Genomic DNA, 19,681 nt, shown 5'->3' on the forward strand with positions numbered 1-19,681 from the left:
CGCGTCGCCGCCGGCCGACCGGACCCGTCGGCTGCCCGCGTGTCCGTCGCCCGCCGGCCGGGCCCCCCCCGGACGTCCGCCGCGGCAGGGGCCGTCAGCCCCCGAGCGGCGTGTCGTCCAGGCCGTCGAGCAGGTCCCCGACCGAGTCGTAGACGGCGACCGCCCCGGCGTCCCGCAGCTCCGCGGGCGAGAAGCCGCCGGTCAGGACCGCCACGGTCCGGATGCCGGCGCGCTCGGCGGCCTGGACGTCCCACGGCGTGTCGCCGACCATCACGGCGTCGTCGGTGCCGAGCTTCTCCAGGGCGGCCTTCACGAGGTCGGGCTCGGGCTTCGTGTGCTCGACGTCGCTGGACGTCGTCCACCCGTCGACGAGCTCGCGGGCGTCGAGCAGGTCGAGGTAGTGGTCGACCTCCTTCGCCTTCGCGGAGCTCGCCAGCACGCAACGCCGGTCGCCGGACGACAGCCGCTCGACGAGTTCCCGGGCGCGGTCGAACGGGTGGACCGACGCGATCGACCCGAGGTAGAGCGCGCCCTCCGCGGCCCGGATGTCGTCGCCGTGCTCGGCGTCCGCGTCTTCGCCGATCAGCTTCGCCACGAGCTGGTCGCCGCCCATCCCGATCGACCGGTGGATCCGCCAGATCGGCAGCACGAAGCCGTGCTGCACGAACGCCTCGTTCCACGCCAGCGCGTGCTGGTAGTTGGTGTCGACGAGCGTGCCGTCGATGTCGAGGATGGCGGCGGGGGCGGGCACGCCGGATCGCTACCCGGTGGTCCGCCCCGGGACGCGGCGGTCCGGCCACCGTCGAGCGCGCGCCGTTCTTCGTCGCACCCGGGTGCGTCTCGGCGTCAGTCGTCGGCCGCCACGATCCGCGGGATCGCGCGGGCCGCGGCCTCGGAGAACCCGAGCGGCGTCACGCCGAACACGGGCTCCGCGTCGTTGCGGTCCACGACGAGGTCGTCGCCCAGGCCCTCGAGCAGCGCGGTGATCAGCGCGCGGTCCTCGTCCGCGACCGCGGAGGCGACGAGGCCCTCGAGCTTCGGCACGCTGATCGGCACCGAGAGCGCCCGGTACGGCTTGTCGAGCTGGCGGGCGATCTCCCGCATCAGCTCCTCGACCGAGAGCTCGTCCGCGCCGGCGATCTCGTAGCGGCCCGGGGGCGCCGTCCGCGCGGCGGCCAGGCAGTCGAGGACGTCGTCGACCGCGATCGGCTGCGAGCGCGCCTCGCGCCACGGGGCCGTCGCGAGGACGGGCAGGCGGTCGACCATCTGCACGAGCGTCTTGAACGAACCGCTGCCGACGCCGACGACCATCGACGCGCGGACGACCACGACCTCGGGCGTGCCGTCGGCCAGGAGCTCCTCGACCTCGTGGCGGCTGCGCAGGTGGTCGGAGGACCCGCCTTCGGGATCGAAGCCGACGGCGCCGAGGTAGACCGTCCGCCGGACCCCGGCCGCGCGGGCGGCGCGAAGGTAGTTCTCGGCGGCCTCGCGGTCCTGCTGCTCGAGGTCGCCGGAGCCGCCCATCGAGTGCACGAGGTAGTACGCGACGTCGACGCCGTGCAGCGCCGGGACGAGCGACTCCGCGTCGGACAGGTCGGCCTCGACGACGTCCAGCTCGACGCCGTCCGGCGGGTGCAGCCGGCTCGCGTCGCGGACCAGGGCGCGCAGGCGCACCTCCGGCCCCGCGAGCCGCTCGATCAGCTGCGAGCCGATGAACCCCGACGCGCCCGTGACCAGCACGAGGTCGCTCATGAACCGGGGCTCCCGACGGTCGGGGCGTGGAGGCGGCCGGGGGACGCGGGACCGGGGGTGGACACGCGGCGCGTCTACCCCCGGGGCGCGCCGGCGAACCGCCGTGCGCGAGGGGCCTCAGCCCTTCGGCGTCGAGAAGACCTGCGTCCGGGTCGTGCCGCCGTAGCCGCCCGTACCGCGGCGGGACGCCCCGACGCCGAGGACCCGGAAGCTCGGCTTCAGGATGTTCGCGCGGTGGTCGGGGCTGTTCATCCACGCGGTGACGACCGCGGCGGGGGTGCGCTGGCCGGCGGCGATGGTCTCGCCGACGCGGCGCCAGTGCATCCCGGCCGCGTTGGCGCGATCGGCGATCGTCGACCCGCCCGGAGAGACGTGCGAGAAGTCGTGCCGGCGGATCATGTCGTCGGTGTGGCGCTGTGCCGCTCGGGCGGCCCGGCTGCTGAAGCCCAGCTGCCGCAGGCCGTGGGCGGCGCGCTGCCGGTTGACCAGGCAGCGGACGGCGGCCCCGGCGTGCGACGTGCCCGGCGACGCGACGGACCTGTGGGCTCCGCGGCACGCGGCGTAGGCGGTCGCCGGGAGCGTCGTCGCGCCCAGTCCGGCGACGGCGGAGACGGCGGCGACGAGGGTCGCGCGGCGCGGCCCGCGGGCCGGTCGATCGCCCTCGTGGCGGGCGTTCTCACCGTCCTGCGGGGCTGACGATGGGCGCCCGACGACGGCGTCGAGGATACATCGGAGGCGGGGCGGGGGAAACGCAGCCGTGGCGTCGACCGTACCCGTCGACGCCGTCTTCTGAACTCCTCCCCGTCGGGACCGAATCGGCTCGCGCCGCGCCGTGTTCGTGTAGAAGATGGATCACCAGGCCGAGTCCGGACGCCGTCGTGGCGGCCGGAGCGGGGGAACCAACCGGGTCGTCATCGGCCCTGGGGCGAATCGCCGTAGTCCTCGGCGTAGCGCACCGCGCGAGCCCGTCAGCTCACCCCGTAGGCCGCTGAATCAGGAGCACGGACACATGGCACCGACGATGACGACGAGCACGGCCACCGCGACCACCGAGCTGTGGCGGATCGGGATCACCGAGGAGTCGTACGCCTTCGAGGCGCCGCGCCCCGGCGACCGCGACCTCGCCGAGCACGAGTTCTGGGAGCGGTCGAAGGTCCGCTCGCAGCTGCGGCGCGAGTCCGCCGCGGCGCGGAAGGTGGGCGTCAAGCAGGGCGCTCGATCAAAGCTGGCGATGGCGCTCGTGGGCGTCACGCTCGCGGTCCCGGCCACCGAGGCGGTCACCGCCGGCACCGCGCAGGCGGCCCCGGTCACCGACTCGATGCTCAAGCGCGGCGACAGCGGCGCCCGCGTCGCGGCGCTGCAGCGCGCGCTCGGGATCACCGCCGACGGCGAGTTCGGCACCGCGACCCACAAGGCCGTCCGCGCCTTCCAGCGCGCCAACGGCCTGGCGATCGACGGCGTCGTCGGCACGCTGACGGCGTCGAAGCTCGGGCTCGGCTCCTCCGCCAAGAAGGCGTCCGCGTCGACCGGCTCGAAGGCCTCCAGCCGCTCGGTCTCCTCCGCGGCGAGCGACCCGGACCTGTCCTCGTCCACGATCCAGGCGATCCAGTCGAAGCTCGGCATCGGCGCCGACGGCGAGTGGGGCCCGCAGACCCGCAAGGCCGTCCGCGACTACCAGCGCAGCAACGGCCTCGAGGTCGACGGCGTCCCCGGTCCCGCGACGCTCGCCAGCATGGGCATCACGGCCACGGCCGGTGGGTCGTCCAGCGGCTCGTCCGCCGGGTCCGCCACGGCCGAGAAGGCCTCCGCGTCGACCGGCCTGGGCGCCGCGATCTCCGCGGCCCAGTCGAAGATCGGCGTCCCGTATTCCTACGGCGCGACGGGCCCGTCGTCGTTCGACTGCTCGGGCCTCACGCAGTGGGCGTTCAAGCAGGCCGGCATCTCCCTGCCGCGCACGAGCTTCGCGCAGTACGGCGTGGGCACGAGCGTCTCGAAGGCCAACGTCCAGGCGGGCGACCTCGTGTTCTTCTCGACGGCCGGAGCCGGCGCCTCGCACGTCGGCATCGCGACGAGCTCGTCGACGGTCATCTCGGCGACGTCGCACGGCGTGATGGAGCACTCCTTCACGTCGGGCTACTGGAGCCAGAACTACGTCGGGGCCAAGCGGGTCTCGTAGGGGTCGAGGGGTGGGGCCGGCTTCGCGGGCGGCCCCGACCCCGCCGAGCGCGCCGGTCGGGGCTCAGCCGAGCTCCCGCACCGCGCGCTCCAGCTCGTCCAGAGCCCGGCGGCCGCCGGGGCCGAGGTCCTCGGTCCGCGCCGCGAACGCCGTCAGCAGCCCGCCGTAGTACCAGCGCACGTCGTCGCCGCTGCCGGTGGTGAAGCGCGACCAGAGCTCGTCGCCGACGCGGCGGTGGTCGCTGACGAGCGAGCGGGCGTTGTGGAGCTTGTCGGCGAGCGAGACGCGCAGCTCGTCCGGCTGCTCGTGGGCGATCCGCTCGAGGTACTCGCGCTTGCGGTCGTGCCAGGGCGCCTTGTCGGCGTCGCCGGTGACGGAGTCGGAGTTGGCGAGCACGATGCGCGCGACGTCGGGGCCGAAGCGCTCGGCGATCTCGGCGTGCGCGGCCATGCCGCCGCCGTCCTCGATCACGTCGTGGAGGAGGGCGGCGATCGCCTCGTCCTCGGTGGTCTCCATCTCCAGCACGATCGACGCGACCGCGAGCAGATGCGCGACGTACGGGATCCGTCCGCCCTTGCGCAGCTGCCGCCGGTGGTGGCGCGACGCGTAGACGAGCGCCTCGTCGAAGCGCTCGGTGGTCAGCGGGTCCTCGGTGAAGGTCTCGGGCACCGCTCGACACTAGCCCCGCGCGGTAGCGCCCTCCACCGGAGATCAGCGGAAGGTGACCCCGACCGTCGCGCCGGTGCCCGCCCGCACGAGGAGCCGGCCGCCGCCCGCGCGGCGCAGCGTGACCGTGAGCTTCTGCGTCGTCCCTGCCGGCCGGCGCAGGACGCTGCGGCGGATCGTCCGGCCCGACTGGCGGACGCGGACGACGACCTTCAGGGTGGCGTTCGCGCCCGGCAGCGCGATCCGGATCCGCAGGCGCCGGCCGACGCGGCGGACGGAGGCGGCGGTCACGGTGCTCGGCATCGTGGCGGGCGTTCCCGGCGCGGTCGTGGTGGGCGCCGCGCTGGCGACGGTCCCGAACGCCGCCGGCGCGCGCGGGCACGACGGGGCCTTGAGCGTCACGGCCCCGACGCCGGCGGCGAGTGGACGGCTGAAGTCCTGGACCCAGTACGGGCCGTCGGACGCCGTCGCGATCCCGTACCCCGCGACCGTGAAGTACGGCGTCATGAGGTTCTCGCAGTGGCCCTCGCTGGCCAGCCACGCGCTCATCACCTCGCGGGCGGTGCGCTGGCCCGATGCGATGTTCTCCCCGTAGGCGGACCAGGCGAAGCCCGCGGCCTTGATGCGGTCGCCGGGGTCGGTGCCGTCCGGCGAGTCGTGGGAGAAGAAGCGCCGGGTCACCATGTCCACCGCGAAGAGCTGCGCGGCGCTGCGGACCCGCGGGTCGATGGCGAGGGTCGTGAGGCCGGCGGCGGTCCGCTCGTGGTCGACCAGGCACGAGACCGCGGCGGCGGCGCGATCGATGCCGATCGCCGCCGGGGTCGCGTCGATGTCCGCGCACGCGGTGGCGGCGGACGCTCCCGGCGCGGCGCCGAGCGACAACGCCACGACGGCGAGCCCGATGGAGGACGCGGTGACGACGCGCGTGCGCATGACCGGGAGATCGACCCCAGCCCGGGAAGCACGTCGCCGATGGCTCCGCGTGCGGACCGATGGCGGAGGGCGCCGGTGGCCGTTCGGGCACATCGGTCGGGCCACCCGCGGGGTCACTCCTCGGTGCCGGCGCGGGCGGCTGGAGTGCGAGCGTGGTCCTCGGCAAGCGACGCGGCGAGGCGCGTGCCGCGGGCGAGCGCGGCGGGAGCGCGTCAGGCGGCACGCGTGACGATCAGCGGAAGCGCGCCGCCAGCGAGGCGGACCCGGCCGTGACCGCGACGCGGCCGTTCGCGGCCTTCGCCAGCGTGACGCGCAGGCGGTGGACCTTGCCGCGCGTCAGGCGGAAGCGGACGGTCCGGCGCGCCTGCTTGCGTTGCGTGATCCGCAGGACGACCGTCGCCTTGCCGGACCCGGCGGGGAGCGTCAGCGTCACGGTCAGCCGGCGACGGGTGCGCTTGGCCGTGGCCTTCGCCTTCTTGGCCCCCGCGCCCGCCCCGGTCGTGGTGCCCGTGCCGGTGCTGGTCCCCGCTCCGGTGCCGGTTCCCGTGCCCGTCCCCGTCCCTGCACCCGAGGGCGCCGGGATGGCCGGGAGCTTCGGGCACGTGATCGCGGGACCGTGGGGCTCGGGCGTCCCCAGGGGGCGAGCGAAGACCTGGACCCAGTAGGGGCCGGCGCCGGCGGTCGAGACCCCGAAGCCGGCGTCCGTGAACTTCGGCGCCATGAGGTTCGTGCAGTGGATCTCGCTGCCGAGCCAGGCCTGCATCACGAGGCGCGGCGTCAGCTGGCCGCGCGCGATGTTCTCGCCCACCGACGACCACGAGTATCCGGTGGCGGTCAGGCGCTCGGCGACCGTCGTGCCGTTCGGCGCCGGTACGGGCGCGGTGTGGTCGAAGTAGTTCCGGGCGGCCATGTCGTCAGCGTGGCCCTGCGCCGCCTGACGGGCACGGGCGTCGAGGGCGACGGGCTGGAGGCCGACGGACTCCCGCTCGTGGTTGACGAGGCAGCCGACAGCGGCGACCGCGCGGTCGGGCGACGAGAGGGCGACCGGGAGGTCGGCGTCCGGACAGGACGTCGCGGCCGTGGCGCCCGGGGCGGTGGCGAGGGCGGCAGCGACGGCGGCGGCAGCGACGAACGCCACTCCGGCCGGCCGTGGGCGGCGGGCGCGGGAGGGACCACCGGACGCGCCGGACCACGGAGCTGACATGGCCTGAGTATGGACGCTCGGCGGTCGCTCCGGGCCGGGACCTCTACGGCGTCCCCGGGCGTCGAGCGGACGACGTACCGTCCGTCCACCACGGCGATGCCGCGCGGGTCGGCCGAACGCGGCCGGGCTGGGTGCCGGCCCCCTGGACGGCCGGTCGACGACGGGCCCGGGTCGTCCCCGATCTTCGCGTCCCCGACCGGCCGGCGACTCCCGGCGCAGGCATGATGGCGGGATGCCGAGCTCGCGCAGCGCCGACCGCCCATCGACCCGGGTGCGCCGCGCGCTCGGCGCCCTGGCCCTGGCGCTCGTCGCCGGTGCCGCCGGGGCGGGACCCGCCGGCGCCGCCCCGCTGCCGACCGCGCCCGTCGGACCCGCCCGCGTGACGGTCGCCACGCCGTCGGGATGGACGGTCGAGGAGCACGGTCCCGCGAAGGGGCAGGACCGCCTGACGCAGATCGTCGTCCGGCGCCCGGGCGGGGACGTCGACGCGCTGCTCTACCCGGAGCAGGACGCCGGCGACTTCTGCGACGCCACCGCGGACAGCTATCACTGCCTGCCGCTGCGGGCTGCGTTCACCGGCGATCTCGCGATGGGCAAGGACGGCCTCGTCGTGACCGACCAGGACGCCGACGGGATCCCGGAGGTCGCGATCGGGCTGTTCACGGGCGGGGCGCACTGCTGCGTGATCGACGTCGGCTGGTGGCGTGACGCCGCCGGGACCTGGCATCACGACGCCACCAACGGCGGGTCGGCGGGCGGCGACCGGACGGACGCCCCCGGCCGGCTCCGCATCGCCGACCCCGCGTTCGAGGGCCTGGACTGGGCCTACGTCTTCTACACGCCGTACTTCACCTGGTCGCGGCTGATCCCGGGGAAGGGCTGGGTGGACGCCACGACCCGCGCCGACCACCTCCGTGAGATCCAGCGGCTGAACGGCCGCGTCCGGCGGTACGCGCACGACCGAGACGCCAAGAAGCTGATCGAGGCCGTCCGCGCCGTCCGGATCGCCCACCGCTTCGCGCTCGGGCAGACGCAGCAGGTCGCGAGCGAGCGCGCGACCTACCGCCGCAAGTACGGCCGCCGGGCGCTCAAGGACCTCGACCAGGCCCTGAAGGGCGTGGCGCGGGTCGCCTGACGCCCGCGCCCCCCGAGGTTCTCCGTCCGTTCACCTCCGGGCCGCCGACGCCTGCCATCGTCGAGGGCCGTGGGCCCCCTGGACCTCATCCGCCCCGCGGGCGACCGGCTCCGCCGCGCGGCGATCGCCCTGCTGCTCGTGGCGGCGACCCTCGTCGCGGAGCTCCTGGACGGGGTGGCCGCCGGGGTCGTCGACGGCGCCGCGACCGGCCCCGGCCTCGCCGGCGGCGAAGCCGTCGCCGGCCTCGGCGGTCTCGCGCTCGCGGCGTTCATGGGCCTGCGCATCGCGCGCGGCCAGGACGTCCCGAGCCGAGGCGGGATCCGCCTCGCCGCCGTCCTCACCGCCGGCCTCGTCGTGGCGCTGGTCGCCCACGAGACGCTCGCGCTCGGCCTGCACGTCGAGCACGGCGCGTGCGTCGCCGACCTCGGCGGGCACGTCCTCTGCGTCGTCCTGCCGGCCGCCCTCGTCCTGGGCGCCGGCATGGCCCTCGTCGTCGGGACGCGCGTCGTCCGCGCCGCAGTGACGGCCCGTCGCCGGCTCCCCGTGGCGCCCCGCGGGCCGCGGGTTCTCGAGCGCTTCGTCGTCGCGTGGACCGGTGACGTCGTCCCCGCCCGGCTGCTCCCCGCGCTGCGTCTCGCCGGCAGAGCCCCGCCCGCGCTCGCGGGCTGACGGACCGCTCCGGCGCGCCGCTCGACGACTCCCCCGGGCCGGTCGCCCGAGACGGTCGTCGGCCGGTGCGGCGATCGGGTCCCGAGTGCGGCCGAGGCCGGACCCGGGGCAGGGTCGGAGCGGTTCGCGCCCGGCGCGATCCGCCACCTGCGGCGCGTCCTCCGACGAGGAGGCGGCCCTGGGCGGATCGTGGACCGGCCCGGATCGTGGCCTCGGCCGGCTCGTGGGACGAGCGGTTCGTGGCCCGGATCGGCCCGTCGACCCGTCGGTTCGTGATCCCGATCGGGCTCGTGGACCGGTCCAGACGCGGCGGTCGAACCGGCTCGCGAAGCGGTCCGCGGTCGGGTCCCGGTCCGGCTCGGCTCGAGGACTGCTCTGGCCCGCGACCCACCGCGCGCCGGGGACCACCACCTCCTTTCCCTCACCCCGACAACCAAGGAACGACTCGATGTCCAACCCCCGCATCCCAGGCCGCGTGCGCCGCCCGCTCATCGCGGCGGCCGCCGCGACCGTCGTGGTCGCCGCCGGTGGCGCGACCGCCCTCGCCGTCACCGGCGACGCCACGGTCGACCGCTCGGCGTCACTCGCCGCGAAGATCAACCCGGCCACGCCGAAGAACGTCATCCTCCTGATCGGTGACGGGATGGGCGAGTCGGAGGTCTCGATCGCCCGCTACTACCAGGGCGTCGACAAGCCCCTGAACATGGACCGCCTGCCGTTTCGCGGCGTCGCGACCACGTACGACCTGACCCCGCTGGACGACGTCGCCACGGCCGGCAAGGAGAACTTCGCGCCGGACTCCGCGTCGACGGCCACCGCGTGGTCGACGGGCCACAAGACGCAGATCAACCGCCTCGGCCAGGGCAACAGCGCCAACCGCGCGACGCCCGGCGAGAACTTCGAGACCACCATCGAGGCGGCCAAGAAGCTCGGCAAGTGGACCGGCAACGTCACGACCGCCGAGGTCACCGACGCGACGCCCGCCGGCCCGACGGCGCACATCAGCCAGCGCGGCTGCCAGGGTCCCGCCGACGCCCGCACGACCTGCACGACGGAGGCCAAGATCAAGGCCGACGGCTCGACGAACGCCGGCGCCCTCGGCTCCGTCGCCGAGCAGCAGGAGGCGCTGCGTCCGGACATCACGCTCGGCGCCGGCCGCGCGCGGTACCTCCAGACCCTCGCCCCGACGGGCACGAAGACGGTCGTCGACAAGGCCATCGAGGACGGCTTCCAGTATCTGACGACGAAGGCGCAGCTGAACGCCGTCACGGACCTCGGCACCAAGCCGGGCGACAAGCCGGTCCTGGGCCTGTTCCACGCGAGCGAGGTCAACAGCGACCCCGCCAACATGGTGAGCGAGTGGTCCGCCGCGGACAGCGGCGGCAACTTCCTGCCGAAGGCCGCGGCCAAGCGCCCGGCGCTCGACGGCAACCCGATGGCCTGCAAGGCCGGCTACCGCGAGAGCGTCCGTCCCGAGGAGCCCGCGCTCAACGAGATGGCGTCCAAGGCGATCGACCTGCTCGACAAGGCCAAGGGCGACAAGGGCTTCTTCCTGCAGATCGAGGGCGCCTCGATCGACAAGCGCGACCACAGCGCCAACCCGTGCGAGCAGATCGGCGAGACGCTCGAGTTCGACAAGGCGATCGGCAAGGTCCTGGACTACCAGGCCGCGCACCCCGACACGCTCGTGATCGTCAGCGCGGACCACTCGCACTCGAGCCAGATCGTCAGCGCTGCGCCGGTGAGCGCGACGCCCTCCTCGCAGGAGCAGCCGACGGGCTACTACAGCACCGTCGCCACGCCCAGCGGAGACAAGCTGCGCATCTCGTACGGCACGAACGGTGGCCGCACGGACGGCTCCGTCGTCGCTCCCGATGTGGTCACCGGCGCCGTTCCGAGCCAGCAGCACACCGGCGCCGCCGTCCCGGTCATGGCGATCGGGCCGCAGGCCGCGAACGTCACGGGCACGATCGACCAGACGGACCTGTTCCCGCTGCTGTCGTTCAAGCGCGTCCCGTCGACGCTTCCGACCACACCGGGCGCGACGACCACGATCGCCGGCCCGACCACGACGGTCCCGGGCCCGACGGTCACGGTCCCCGGAGCCGCCCCGGCGGTCAAGCTCTCGGCCGGCGTCGCCGTCCCGAAGACGCTGAGCAACCTCGGCGCGCGCAAGGGCGTGCCGGTCTCGCTGCTGGGCTCCAAGTCGGCCACGGTCGTCCTGACGCTGAAGAACGGCTCGACGACGCTGTCGAAGACGACGGTCAAGGTCACGGGCGGCACCGCGAAGAGCGCGACCCTGAAGGCGAGCAAGCTGCGCAAGAAGCGCGCCGCGAAGCTCAAGCTGACCGCCGTCGCCACGGCCGGCAGCGAGAAGGTCACGCGCACGGCGACGATCTCCGTCACCAAGTAGCGCGAGGGGCGGGGCGGGCCGGTGAGGGCCGGCTCGTTCCCGTGGTGTGCGGGCCGGTGAGGGCCGGCCCGCGCCCGTCAGCCCGCCGCGTCCCGCAGCAACCGGACGACCCGACCGGAGCCGACCACGGTCGCGCCCTCGGCCTCGACACGGCGCCCGAGTTCGCGGTCCGACGTCACGACGACGTCCCCCGCCCCGGCGAGCTCGACGATCAGGTCGTCGGCGTGCCCCGCGAACCGCGCGAACACGCGCAGGAGCTGCATCTCGACCGCCGGCCCGTCGTGGACCACGACGACGTCGGCCCGGGGATCTCCGAGCAGCGCCCCGCAGAGCGCGTCGGCGTCCTCGTCGATCTCCACCGTCAGCCGGATCCGCGCGGCGGCCTTGTCCCGCCACCACCCGTCGGGCCGCGATCCCATGACGTTGGACCCGTCGACGATCAGGCGGGGCATCGGGGGAGGGTACGCCAGGCGCGGGGCCGGAACGGGTCTGGCGCAGTTCGAGCTCGATCTGGTACTACCGCGGTAGTACCATCACGGTCATGGCCGTCCGGAAGCTCTCCGTCGCCCTCGACGAGGATCTCGCGGCAGCCGCGTCGGCGGCGGCCGCCCGCCAGGGCCGCAGCCTCTCGGCGGTGTTGAGCGAGGCGACGGCGGGGTGGCTCGCGCTGGAGGACGGCCGGGCGGCCGTGGCCGAGTACGAGACGGAGTTCGGTGTGCTGACGGCGGAGGAGCTCCGCGCTGCCGACGACACGCTCGACCGTCTGGGCGTCGGCCACGACGGCCGCGATGGTTGACCCCGTGGCCACCGGCGCCCGGGCTCCCGAACGCGGGCTGACCTACGACGCCGGCGCCCTGATCGCGTTGGAGCGCGCAGACCGTACGACCTGGGCGCTGCATGCGGCCGCACTGCGCCGAGGGATTCGTCCGACGCTGCCGACCGTGGTCCTCGGACAGACGTGGCGGGGCGGACCCCAGGCCCAGCTGTCCCGGGCCGTGCGCGGCTGTCGTGTCGAGGCCCTCGACGAGTACCGAGCGCGTGCCGCCGGGACGCTCCTCGCGGCCGCCGCGTCTTCCGACCTCGTCGACGCCGCCGTCGTCATCGGTGCGCTCCGTCGTCACGACGCCGTGGTCACCAGCGATCCGGGCGACCTCTCGGTCCTGGCCGATGCGGCCGGTCGGGATCTCGTCCTGCTCGAGGTCTGAGCAGGCTTGGTGTCACTCCCCGGCGGCACCCACCCAGACGTCGAACCCCGACACGACGCCGCCCCGGACCCGCGCGGTGACGATCGGGATGTCGCCGCCCTCGCCGACGTAGGAGAAGGCGTCCTGGAGCACGACGTCGCCGGAGCCGTCGGCGGGCGGGGTGGCGTCGACGTAGAGCTCGGCGATCCGGGCCATCGGCTCGCCGACCCGCAGCCCGGCCGCGGTCTGCCAGCGCGGGCCGGTCACCCGGGCCGACTGGATCCGCAGCTCGCTCGTCCGGCACGCCTTCCGCCGGCAGCCCCCGAACGTCGCGGCGACGATCGAGACCCCGGCGGCCTTCCACCGGACGCGCCGCAGCGTCCCCTTGCCGCGCGACGTCGTCGGCCGGCCGAACGCGCGGTAGGCGGCCGAGAGCGTGGACGTCCTGGTGTTCACGCGGACGGGCCCGAGCCGCGAGAGGAACCCCTCCGACGTGGTCGTCAGCACGTGCGGCGACTTCGGCGCGGGCGCCTGGGCCTGGGCTGCGGACGGGCCGGCGACGGCAGCGATCGAGGCGGCGAGGCCGGCGGCGAGGGCGGCGCGTCGCCAGGGTCCAGGGGCGGTGGGGGAGGACCGCCCGACGAGGAACGCGGGGGAGGACGGTTCGGCGGGGACGGTGGAGGCCGACGGTCCGACCAAGACGGCGAGGTAGGACGGTTTGGCCGGGACGCCGGGGGAGGACGGTGCACGCATGACGCACTTCTACCCGGCGGTGAGCCGAGGGACGAGGGCGTTTCGGCGGTGTCTGGTCCGACGTTCGTCTTCCGCGTCGACGTAGCGGTCGACGCCGCCCGGGCCCGCCGGCGGTCGGGTGACGCCGGCCCGGGCGATCGGGGCTCGGGCGACGACGGCTGTCCCCGCGCTGTTCATCGGGCGCACGGCAGTCCGCGAAGCGCCAGCGGTCAGCATCCGCCCGCCGCCCCGCCTACCGCAGCACCGGCGTCGCCCCGCGGATCGTCGCCGGGCGGAAGCGGTGGCCGAGGACCTTGCCGGCACCGAGGCGCAGCTCGAGGATCCCGGTGCTCGTGGTCCCGCCCGAGTTCGCCGGGAAGACGAAGTTGCCGAGCGAGTAGGCGATCAGCCGCGAGCCCGACCGCACGATCGGCTGGAGGACGTGCGGGTGCGCGCCGATGACCGCGGTCGCGCCGGCGGACAGCGCGGCGCGGGCCAGCTCGACCTGCCGGCCGCTCGGCCTGCGGTCCAGCTCGATCCCCCAGTGGAACGCGGCGATGACGACGTCGGCGTCCTTCCGGGCGCGGGCGACGGTGGCGCGCACGGCCTCCGGCGTCGACCACGCGGTGCCCGGCCGCGACCCCGACGCGCGAAACTCCGGCGGCAGGATCTCGTTGAAGGCGACGAACGCGACGCGCAGGCCGAGCTTCGTGCGCACGACCGGCCGGTACGCCTGCGCCTCGGTCGCGCCTGCGCCGACCGGCGACGCGCCCGTCGACCGGACCGCTCGCAGCGTGTCCAGCAGCGCGTCCTGACCGTAGTCGCCGGAGTGGTTGTTGGCGAGGTCGAAGACGTCGAACCCCGCGAGCCGGGTCGCGGCCCGCAGCGCCGCCGGGCTGCCGCGGAAGGTGAACAGCTTCGGGAACGGCCGCCCGCGCCGGCTGATCGAGCACTCGAGGTTGCCGAACGTCAGGTCGGCCCGCTTCAGCGTCGGCCCGACGCTCCGCCACGGCGCGCTGAGGTCGCCGCCGGCGATCGCCCCGAGCGGCCCGGGGGCGAGGTTGATGTCCCCGACCGCCGCCAGCGTCAGCGCCCGGACGCGGACCCGCACGATCTTCGTGGGAACCCCGTCGGCGCCGAGCACGCGCAGCTGCCGCCGTCCGGACGCCTCGCGGATCCGGAACGACGTGCTCGTCGCCTTGGCGGTGAGCGGATCGCCGCGCCCGACCCAGGCCCCGCCGATCCGCTGCTGGACCCGCGCGGGCAGCGCGACCCCGCGGGCGCGGACGCGCAGCAGGCCGCCTGGGGCGATCTCGGTCGGGGCGAGGGTGGTGCCGCGGCGGGCGTCGGGGTCGACCGGGGGTGGCGTGCTCGGGGCGGGGGCCGGTGTGGTTGGCACCGGCGGCGCGGGGGTGGGCGTCGCCGGTGCCGGGGAGGCCGGCGGCGGGGTGGCCGGGGTCTGGGTCGGCACGGCCGACCGCCCCGAGCCGTTCGTCGATCGGCCCTGCCGCGAGGCCGGTGCGGTGACGGACACGCCTCGGGTCGATCCGAACACGCGTCGCAGGGGCGAGGACTCGGACCCCTGCCGCGAGGCCGGCGCTGCCGTCACCACCGCGGGTGGAGGAGACGGTGGGACGGCGGCCGGGACGGTGGGCATCGCGACGGATCCTGTCGCAGGCGGCGGTCGGTGCATCGGTGCGTGGCCGCACGCATGCGGGCGGTCGACCGGGGGCCGCCGTGGTCGGATGGGGCGCCGGGGCCCGGCATGGCTCGCCCGGGGCCGTCCGGCCCGGGGCGCCCTGCCCCCGGACCGGAATCGGACCGGGGTGCGCCGTTCGTCCGGCCCGGATGCGCCGTTCGTCCGGCCCGGATCCGCCGTTCGTCCGGCCCGGATCCGCCGTCCGTCCAACGGGCCGCGACGACCTCGCCCGCCGGACGGCGCCCGCCGACGCATTCGACATGGTGGCGCGCGGGCAACTACGACGGACGGGGAGGGGGCCCCTGGCGATCATGGGGCTCCTCGCGCCTGTCGTCGGCCTGGCGATCGTCGCGGTCCTGTGGTTCAGCATCGGCGCGCCGTTCGCGGCGGGCGGCGACGCGGCCCGCCGCGAAGGTCCACGGGCGACCGGGCTGCGCGTCGAGTCTTCACGGAAGGGCGAGCGTGCGCGCCTCACGATCACCGGGCGGGTCCCACGCTCGGCCGGCTCGCAGCCGGTCGTGGTGCGGGTGCTCGGCCGCGCGGACGTCGCGGGCTCGTGTCCGGTTCCCCGCGTTCGCCGCTCCGGCGCGCTGTCGCTGCCCGACGGCAGCGCTCGCGTCGGCTGGTCGGGGATCTCGGGCACGACCCCGGGTCGGGCACTGCGGGCCGGGGCACCGTTCCGCATGGTCGGCACGGTCGCGACCCTCGGCCCCGAGGCGCTGCGCCTCTGCGTCCACCTGGTGCGGGCGGGCGCGCACCCCGAGGTGCTGCGGACCGAGCGCATCGTCGTCCCGAGTCGCGCGGGCATCACCCCGCTGAGCGTCGTCGCCAAGCCGATCGTCGGCGGCGTGGTCGTCCCGGTACTGGAGGGGCTCGCCGGGCTCCTCCTGCTCGTCGTGACCGTGCGACTGTTCGTCGCTGCGGTCCGTCGGATCCGCTGGGCCCGCCCGGCCCCGGCCTCGACGGCCCCGCGCCCGCTGGCGTCTGGATCGTCCCGCTCGTCGGCCCTGGACCTGCCGCCGCTGCCCGAGGGCGTGCACGTCCCGGACACCCCGCCGTGGCTGCTCGGCGAGGACGCGGGGGACGGTTCGGGCAGGCAGTCGGAAGGGCACCGGCCGCACCAAGGCGGGGCCCGACGCGGCGTGCGCGACGACGCGACCCGGCTCGCGAGCGCACCGAGCGATCCGGACGGTCGCGGCGACTCCAGCGCGGCACCCGGGGAGGACGTCGGCCTGGGACCCACGGCCCCGACCCACGACGCCCCGATGGCGACACCGTCGAACGGCGATCCCGCGCCGACAGGCCGGCCGGCAACCCCGGGTGTCCTCGACCTCCCGACCGTCGTCGCCCCCACCGCCGACCCGGACACGGCCGCAGGCGTCGCCGGGGCCAGCGCCCGGGCCGCCGGCGCGACCCGCGAGGCTCGGTGGCGCGAGAGGCGCCGACGCGAGGTCGAGGCGGAAGGACGCGTCTGGGACCCCACCGAGCGCGCCCCGTTCCACGTCCGCGCGTGGAGCATCGGGGCCGTCGGCGAGGAGCTCGCCGCCGAGCGGTTCGCGAGCCTCGCCCGCGGCTACCCGGGCGTCCACGTCCTGCACGACCGCCGCGAGCCGGGGCGCCGACGGGCGAACATCGACCACGTCCTCGTCGGCCCGGCCGGCGTCGTCGTCGCCGACACGAAGCACTGGGCCGGCGTCGTCCGCATCGACGGCGAGCGGCTCCTCGTCCGCGGCCGCGACCGCACCGCCGCGGTCGATGGCGTCCGGGGCCAGGTCTCCTCGGTCCGCGCGATCCTGATGGCGGCCGGCCTCGGCGCCGTCCCGGTTCAGGGCGCGCTCCACTGGACCCGCAGCGACGGCGTCCTCCTCGACGGCTCGCTCGAGCTCTCGGGCGTCGCGCTCCTCGACGCCCGCGGCACGATGATGCGCGCGGTCGACGGCGGCGTCCTCGGCCGGGCCGGGGTCCGGCAGGTGCTGACCGTGCTCGAGCGGGGGCTGAGCGCGGCGGCGTAGGGGGCGGCCGGGGCAGACGCTCTGGGAATCACCGCTTCGTCGTCGATTCCCAGAGCGACTCCGGGAGTGGCCTGCCCCGCGGCCTCGGCGCCCGCCCGCCCTCCTTGTCCGGATCGTCACCACGGCCGCCCGCCCGGGGGCGAGGATCGGAGTCCCCCCCCGATCACCCCGAACACGGAGTCCCCCATGTCCCGTTCCCTCCGCCGCGCGAGCCTCGCGCTGCTGGCGGTCCTCGTCGCGCTGACGGCCGGCACGGCGGTCGCGTCGGCCGCCGACCGCTACGTCGCCCTCGGCGACTCGTACTCGTCCGGCACCGGCACCCGGACGTACACGAACACCGCCTGCCAGCGATCGAACAGCGCCTACCCAGCTCTGCTGGCGGCGGCCCGCCCGAACACCGCGCTGACGTTCGTCGCGTGCAGCGGCGCGACCACGGCCGACGTCCTGGCGAACCAGATCGCGTCCGTCACGGCGAGCACCAAGCTCGTGTCGATCTCGATCGGCGGCAACGACGCGGGCTTCGCCGACGTCCTCACCGAGTGCGCCCTCCCCGCGTGGGCCTCGAACTGCGCCGGCGCCGTGACGACCGCCCAGACGTACATCACGAGCACGCTGCCGGCGAAGCTCGACGCGGTCTACGCCCAGATCCGCAGCCGCGCCCCCTCCGCGAAGGTCGCCGTCCTCGGCTACCCGCGGATCTTCAACGGCGAGGACTGCAACGCCGCGACGTTCTTCTCGCCCGACGACGAGACGAAGCTGAACGCCACGGCCGACCTCATGCGCAGCACCATCCGCACGCGCGCTCAGGCCCACGGCTTCTCGTTCGGCGACGTCATCCCGGCCTTCGCGGGCCACGCCGTCTGCGACTCCCCGGCCTGGCTGAACGGCTTCTCGAATCCGATCGGCGAGTCCTACCACCCCAACGTGACGGGCCACAAGAGCGGCTACCTGCCGGTGGCGCGGGCGATCCTGGGCTGAGCTCCGCCCGGCGTCCGCGAGCTCGGAAGAGCGCGCGGACGCCGGACGGCCGTCGTTACCGGTGCCGGAGTCGGTTCCGGCCGTCGCTCCCGCGGCCACAGACGACGCCACCATGCCGCGGTCGTGCGACCCACGGCACGTTCGCGGTCGCCGCGCAGCGCGATCCGCGGAAGCCCGCCTTCCGCACCTCCGAATCCGGAGCGAACGGGCCGCCCCGGATGCGCCCGATGTCCGAACGGCGCAGCGGCGGTACAGACGTACACTCGCCCCATGAACGCGCACCGGTTCAGGGCCTCGCGGCCCGGGCCGCCGACCTCGGCGGGCGGGTGACGAACGCGAAGGGCCGCCGGAGGCTCCCGTGGTCAAGTCCCTCGGTGACGGTCGCGATCGTCGTCGCGGTGATCGTGGTCCTGGCGTGCGCCGGGATCGCCCTGGTCTCCGGACCGCTCGGCGCCGACGGCGCGACCGCGGAGGGCGGCGGCGAGCGCGCGACCCCGCTGCGGGCCCAGACGGAGCGCGACGGCAACGGCGTCCGCGTCACCGTCACCGGCCGGGTCCGCACGAGCGACGGCACGGGGCCGGCAGTCGTCCACGTCCTCGGCCGCACGGTCGGGACCTCGTGCCCGGAGCCCACGGTCGCCGGCGACGGCACGATCGACCTGCCACCGGGGGACGTCCGGATCCCGTGGCGCGTCGACGCCGGGACGGCCCCGGGCGTGAAGCTGCCGACGGGCCGCCGGATCCGCATGGTCGGGCGGGTCGTCACGCCGGCCGCGGTCCGGAACCTCTGCGTCCACGTCGTCCTCGGTGGTGCCGAGCCGGGCGTGCTGCGCAGCGTCGAGGTCGCCGTGCCGAACCTCGCGTCGCCCGGCCCGGGCGTGAACAGCCCGCTCGTGGAGGACGCCATCGTCCTCGCCCTCGTCGTGGTGATCGTCGTCGCTCTGGTCGCGGGCATCCTGGCGATCGGCGTCATCGAGGCGCGGCGCCGCGGCAGCACGTGGGCGCTCCCGGCGCTCCCGGCCGACGTGCGGATCCCCGACGTCATCCCGGCCGACGACCCCCGCGCGGACGCGTCCCGGGGACGGCTCCGCCTGCGCGCCATCCGCGAACGGCGGCTGCAGCGCTGGAGGGACAAGCGCCGCAAGGCGGCCGAGGCGTCGGGCGAGCCGTGGGACCCGCACGAGAAGCCGCCGCGCCGCCTCGCGATCTGGGGTGTCGGGGACGGCGCGGGCCGCCTGGCCGCCGAGCGCTTCCGGGCGCTGCGGGACATGCACCCCGCCGTCGAGGCCCTCCACGACCGCCGCGTCCCGGGCCCCCGCGGAGCCACCATCGACCACGTCTTCGTCGGCCCGGCGGGCATCGTCGTCGCGAGCTCGAGTCGCTGGGACGGCTTCGTCGAGGTCCGCGGCGACCGCCTCGTCGTCGCGGGCAAGGACCGCTCCCGCACCATCGACGGCGTCGTCGGCCGCGTCGAGGCGGTCCGCGCCCTCCTCGACCACGCGGGCATGGGCGGCCTTCCGATCCGCGGCGTCCTCCACTGCGTCGTCACGGAGGACGTCCTCCTCGACGGCTCCCTCCGCGTCCGCGACGTCCCCCTGCTGGACGCCTTGGGGACGATGGGGTTGGCGGCCGACGGGAACGTGCTCGGGTACGAGGACGTGCGGAGGCTGGTGGCGGCGCTGGAGCGCAGGCTGCCGCCCGTGGGGTGAGGGTGGGGCGGCAAAGGACACGACGTGACGGGCTGAAAGAGGAACTCCTCGACGACCATGACCTGGATGCCGCGGATCCGGGCCTCCTCGGCCTTGCGCGAGACGCTGTTCGGGTCGCAGACAGCGGCGGACCTCGGGCGGCCCATCGCCGGCGGTCGTCACCACGCGGAGCCCGACGCTCGCGAGCGTGGCTCCGTCGGCCGTCGCCGTCGCCGCGGGGTGACGTGCCGCTGGCGGTCTCGAGCGCGGCGGCGAGCTCCTCCGCGTGGTCTTCTCGGTCCGGGGAGAGCAGGGTCCCCTTTGCGCGCCCCAGCCATGCGGGCGATTCGGCAACGGCTTGTCGCCGTCGCCCGTCTTCGTCTCGTCCGGTAGTTGCGCCTCCGGACCTCGTCGCGGACGGTCGTCGCCTCGCCGCCACG

The 19,681-nt window shown here is 75.5% G+C and carries 18 protein-coding genes and 1 riboswitch; of the genes, 9 read left to right on the plus strand and 9 right to left on the minus strand.

Annotation, left to right across the window (positions count from 1 at the left end; translation table 11 throughout):
- Window positions 1-94 precede the first annotated feature (94 nt).
- From AB0L40_RS05815 to AB0L40_RS05825, 3 genes are all read right to left on the minus strand, one after another.
- Window positions 95-751 carry an HAD family hydrolase gene (locus AB0L40_RS05815; RefSeq protein WP_364350576.1) on the minus strand — a complete coding sequence of 219 codons (657 nt, stop codon included), beginning with the start codon at window positions 749-751 and terminating at the stop codon, window positions 95-97.
- Between the two features lie 95 nt (window positions 752-846).
- Entirely contained in the window at window positions 847-1,752 is a 906-nt protein-coding gene (locus AB0L40_RS05820) for an NAD(P)H-binding protein (RefSeq protein ID WP_364350579.1), read from the minus strand.
- Between the two features lie 117 nt (window positions 1,753-1,869).
- Window positions 1,870-2,601 carry a CAP domain-containing protein gene (locus AB0L40_RS05825; protein ID WP_364350659.1) on the minus strand — a complete coding sequence of 244 codons (732 nt, stop codon included), beginning with the start codon at window positions 2,599-2,601 and terminating at the stop codon, window positions 1,870-1,872.
- A riboswitch (cyclic di-AMP (ydaO/yuaA leader) is annotated at window positions 2,601-2,754 on the plus strand. Its footprint overlaps the gene before it by 1 nt.
- Window positions 2,755-2,761: 7 nt before the next feature.
- On the opposite strand from AB0L40_RS05825, the gene AB0L40_RS05830 reads away from it, so the two are divergent.
- Window positions 2,762-3,928, plus strand: a complete 1,167-nt coding sequence (locus tag AB0L40_RS05830) for an NlpC/P60 family protein (RefSeq protein WP_364350582.1) — start codon at window positions 2,762-2,764, stop codon at window positions 3,926-3,928.
- A 63-nt stretch (window positions 3,929-3,991) separates the two neighbouring features.
- On the opposite strand, the gene AB0L40_RS05835 is transcribed toward AB0L40_RS05830, so the two are convergent.
- From AB0L40_RS05835 to AB0L40_RS05845, 3 genes are all read right to left on the minus strand, one after another.
- Window positions 3,992-4,597 (minus strand): HD domain-containing protein, encoded by a 606-nt coding sequence (locus tag AB0L40_RS05835; RefSeq protein ID WP_364350585.1) that lies wholly within the window; start codon window positions 4,595-4,597, stop codon window positions 3,992-3,994.
- Window positions 4,598-4,639: 42 nt separating this feature from the next.
- Entirely contained in the window at window positions 4,640-5,527 is an 888-nt protein-coding gene (locus tag AB0L40_RS05840; RefSeq protein WP_364350588.1) for a CAP domain-containing protein, read from the minus strand.
- A gap of 232 nt (window positions 5,528-5,759) precedes the next feature.
- Entirely contained in the window at window positions 5,760-6,731 is a 972-nt protein-coding gene (locus AB0L40_RS05845) for a CAP domain-containing protein (protein ID WP_364350591.1), read from the minus strand.
- Window positions 6,732-6,963: 232 nt separating this feature from the next.
- Between AB0L40_RS05845 and AB0L40_RS05850 the strand changes: the two genes are divergently transcribed.
- The 3 genes from AB0L40_RS05850 (at window position 6,964) to AB0L40_RS05860 (ending at window position 10,948) form a co-directional block, all read left to right on the plus strand.
- Complete coding sequence (locus AB0L40_RS05850) at window positions 6,964-7,866, plus strand: hypothetical protein (protein ID WP_364350594.1); 903 nt, start codon at window positions 6,964-6,966, stop codon at window positions 7,864-7,866.
- A gap of 69 nt (window positions 7,867-7,935) precedes the next feature.
- Entirely contained in the window at window positions 7,936-8,535 is a 600-nt protein-coding gene (locus AB0L40_RS05855) for a hypothetical protein (RefSeq protein ID WP_364350597.1), read from the plus strand.
- Window positions 8,536-8,983: 448 nt separating this feature from the next.
- Window positions 8,984-10,948 (plus strand): alkaline phosphatase, encoded by a 1,965-nt coding sequence (locus AB0L40_RS05860; RefSeq protein WP_364350600.1) that lies wholly within the window; start codon window positions 8,984-8,986, stop codon window positions 10,946-10,948.
- 77 nt (window positions 10,949-11,025) lie between these two features.
- Here the strand turns inward: AB0L40_RS05860 and AB0L40_RS05865 are convergent, their stop codons facing one another.
- Window positions 11,026-11,400: a hypothetical protein gene (locus AB0L40_RS05865; protein WP_364350603.1), complete on the minus strand. Its 375-nt coding sequence runs from the start codon at window positions 11,398-11,400 to the stop codon at window positions 11,026-11,028.
- 89 nt (window positions 11,401-11,489) lie between these two features.
- On the opposite strand from AB0L40_RS05865, the gene AB0L40_RS05870 reads away from it, so the two are divergent.
- Window positions 11,490-11,744 (plus strand): hypothetical protein, encoded by a 255-nt coding sequence (locus tag AB0L40_RS05870; protein ID WP_364350606.1) that lies wholly within the window; start codon window positions 11,490-11,492, stop codon window positions 11,742-11,744.
- A complete protein-coding gene (locus tag AB0L40_RS05875; protein WP_364350609.1) occupies window positions 11,737-12,153 on the plus strand; it encodes a twitching motility protein PilT in 417 nt (138 codons plus the stop codon). The genes AB0L40_RS05870 and AB0L40_RS05875 overlap by 8 nt, the downstream gene beginning before the upstream one ends.
- Window positions 12,154-12,165: 12 nt before the next feature.
- Here AB0L40_RS05875 and AB0L40_RS05880 read toward each other — a convergent pair whose 3' ends face one another.
- Together AB0L40_RS05880 and AB0L40_RS05885 are read right to left on the minus strand one after the other, a co-directional pair.
- A complete protein-coding gene (locus AB0L40_RS05880) occupies window positions 12,166-12,885 on the minus strand; it encodes a hypothetical protein (protein ID WP_364350611.1) in 720 nt (239 codons plus the stop codon).
- A 232-nt stretch (window positions 12,886-13,117) separates the two neighbouring features.
- Window positions 13,118-14,263 (minus strand): CapA family protein, encoded by a 1,146-nt coding sequence (locus AB0L40_RS05885; RefSeq protein WP_364350614.1) that lies wholly within the window; start codon window positions 14,261-14,263, stop codon window positions 13,118-13,120.
- 611 nt (window positions 14,264-14,874) lie between these two features.
- On the opposite strand from AB0L40_RS05885, the gene AB0L40_RS05890 reads away from it, so the two are divergent.
- From AB0L40_RS05890 to AB0L40_RS05900, 3 genes are all read left to right on the plus strand, one after another.
- Window positions 14,875-16,575, plus strand: a complete 1,701-nt coding sequence (locus tag AB0L40_RS05890) for a nuclease-related domain-containing protein (protein WP_364350617.1) — start codon at window positions 14,875-14,877, stop codon at window positions 16,573-16,575.
- 186 nt (window positions 16,576-16,761) lie between these two features.
- A complete protein-coding gene (locus AB0L40_RS05895) occupies window positions 16,762-17,553 on the plus strand; it encodes an SGNH/GDSL hydrolase family protein (protein ID WP_364350620.1) in 792 nt (263 codons plus the stop codon).
- A 374-nt stretch (window positions 17,554-17,927) separates the two neighbouring features.
- On the plus strand, window positions 17,928-19,262 hold the full coding sequence (locus AB0L40_RS05900; RefSeq protein ID WP_364350623.1) for a nuclease-related domain-containing protein: 1,335 nt from the start codon (window positions 17,928-17,930) through the stop codon (window positions 19,260-19,262).
- Window positions 19,263-19,681: the final 419 nt, after the last annotated feature.

Source organism: Patulibacter sp. NPDC049589 (genome assembly GCF_040675535.1).
In the GTDB taxonomy this organism is placed as follows: Bacteria; Actinomycetota; Thermoleophilia; order Solirubrobacterales; family Solirubrobacteraceae; genus Patulibacter.

Coding starts and splice junctions, on each gene's coding strand:
- AB0L40_RS05840 (WP_364350588.1), bottom strand. CDS start 5,527: ATGCGCACGCGCGTCGTCACCGCGTCCTCCATCGGGCTCGCCGTCGTG.
- AB0L40_RS05850 (WP_364350594.1), top strand. CDS start 6,964: ATGCCGAGCTCGCGCAGCGCCGACCGCCCATCGACCCGGGTGCGCCGC.
- AB0L40_RS05875 (WP_364350609.1), top strand. CDS start 11,737: ATGGTTGACCCCGTGGCCACCGGCGCCCGGGCTCCCGAACGCGGGCTG.
- AB0L40_RS05890 (WP_364350617.1), top strand. CDS start 14,875: ATGGGGCTCCTCGCGCCTGTCGTCGGCCTGGCGATCGTCGCGGTCCTG.
- AB0L40_RS05820 (WP_364350579.1), bottom strand. CDS start 1,752: ATGAGCGACCTCGTGCTGGTCACGGGCGCGTCGGGGTTCATCGGCTCG.
- AB0L40_RS05860 (WP_364350600.1), top strand. CDS start 8,984: ATGTCCAACCCCCGCATCCCAGGCCGCGTGCGCCGCCCGCTCATCGCG.
- AB0L40_RS05870 (WP_364350606.1), top strand. CDS start 11,490: ATGGCCGTCCGGAAGCTCTCCGTCGCCCTCGACGAGGATCTCGCGGCA.
- AB0L40_RS05845 (WP_364350591.1), bottom strand. CDS start 6,731: ATGTCAGCTCCGTGGTCCGGCGCGTCCGGTGGTCCCTCCCGCGCCCGC.
- AB0L40_RS05830 (WP_364350582.1), top strand. CDS start 2,762: ATGGCACCGACGATGACGACGAGCACGGCCACCGCGACCACCGAGCTG.
- AB0L40_RS05880 (WP_364350611.1), bottom strand. CDS start 12,885: ATGCGTGCACCGTCCTCCCCCGGCGTCCCGGCCAAACCGTCCTACCTC.
- AB0L40_RS05865 (WP_364350603.1), bottom strand. CDS start 11,400: ATGCCCCGCCTGATCGTCGACGGGTCCAACGTCATGGGATCGCGGCCC.
- AB0L40_RS05895 (WP_364350620.1), top strand. CDS start 16,762: ATGTCCCGTTCCCTCCGCCGCGCGAGCCTCGCGCTGCTGGCGGTCCTC.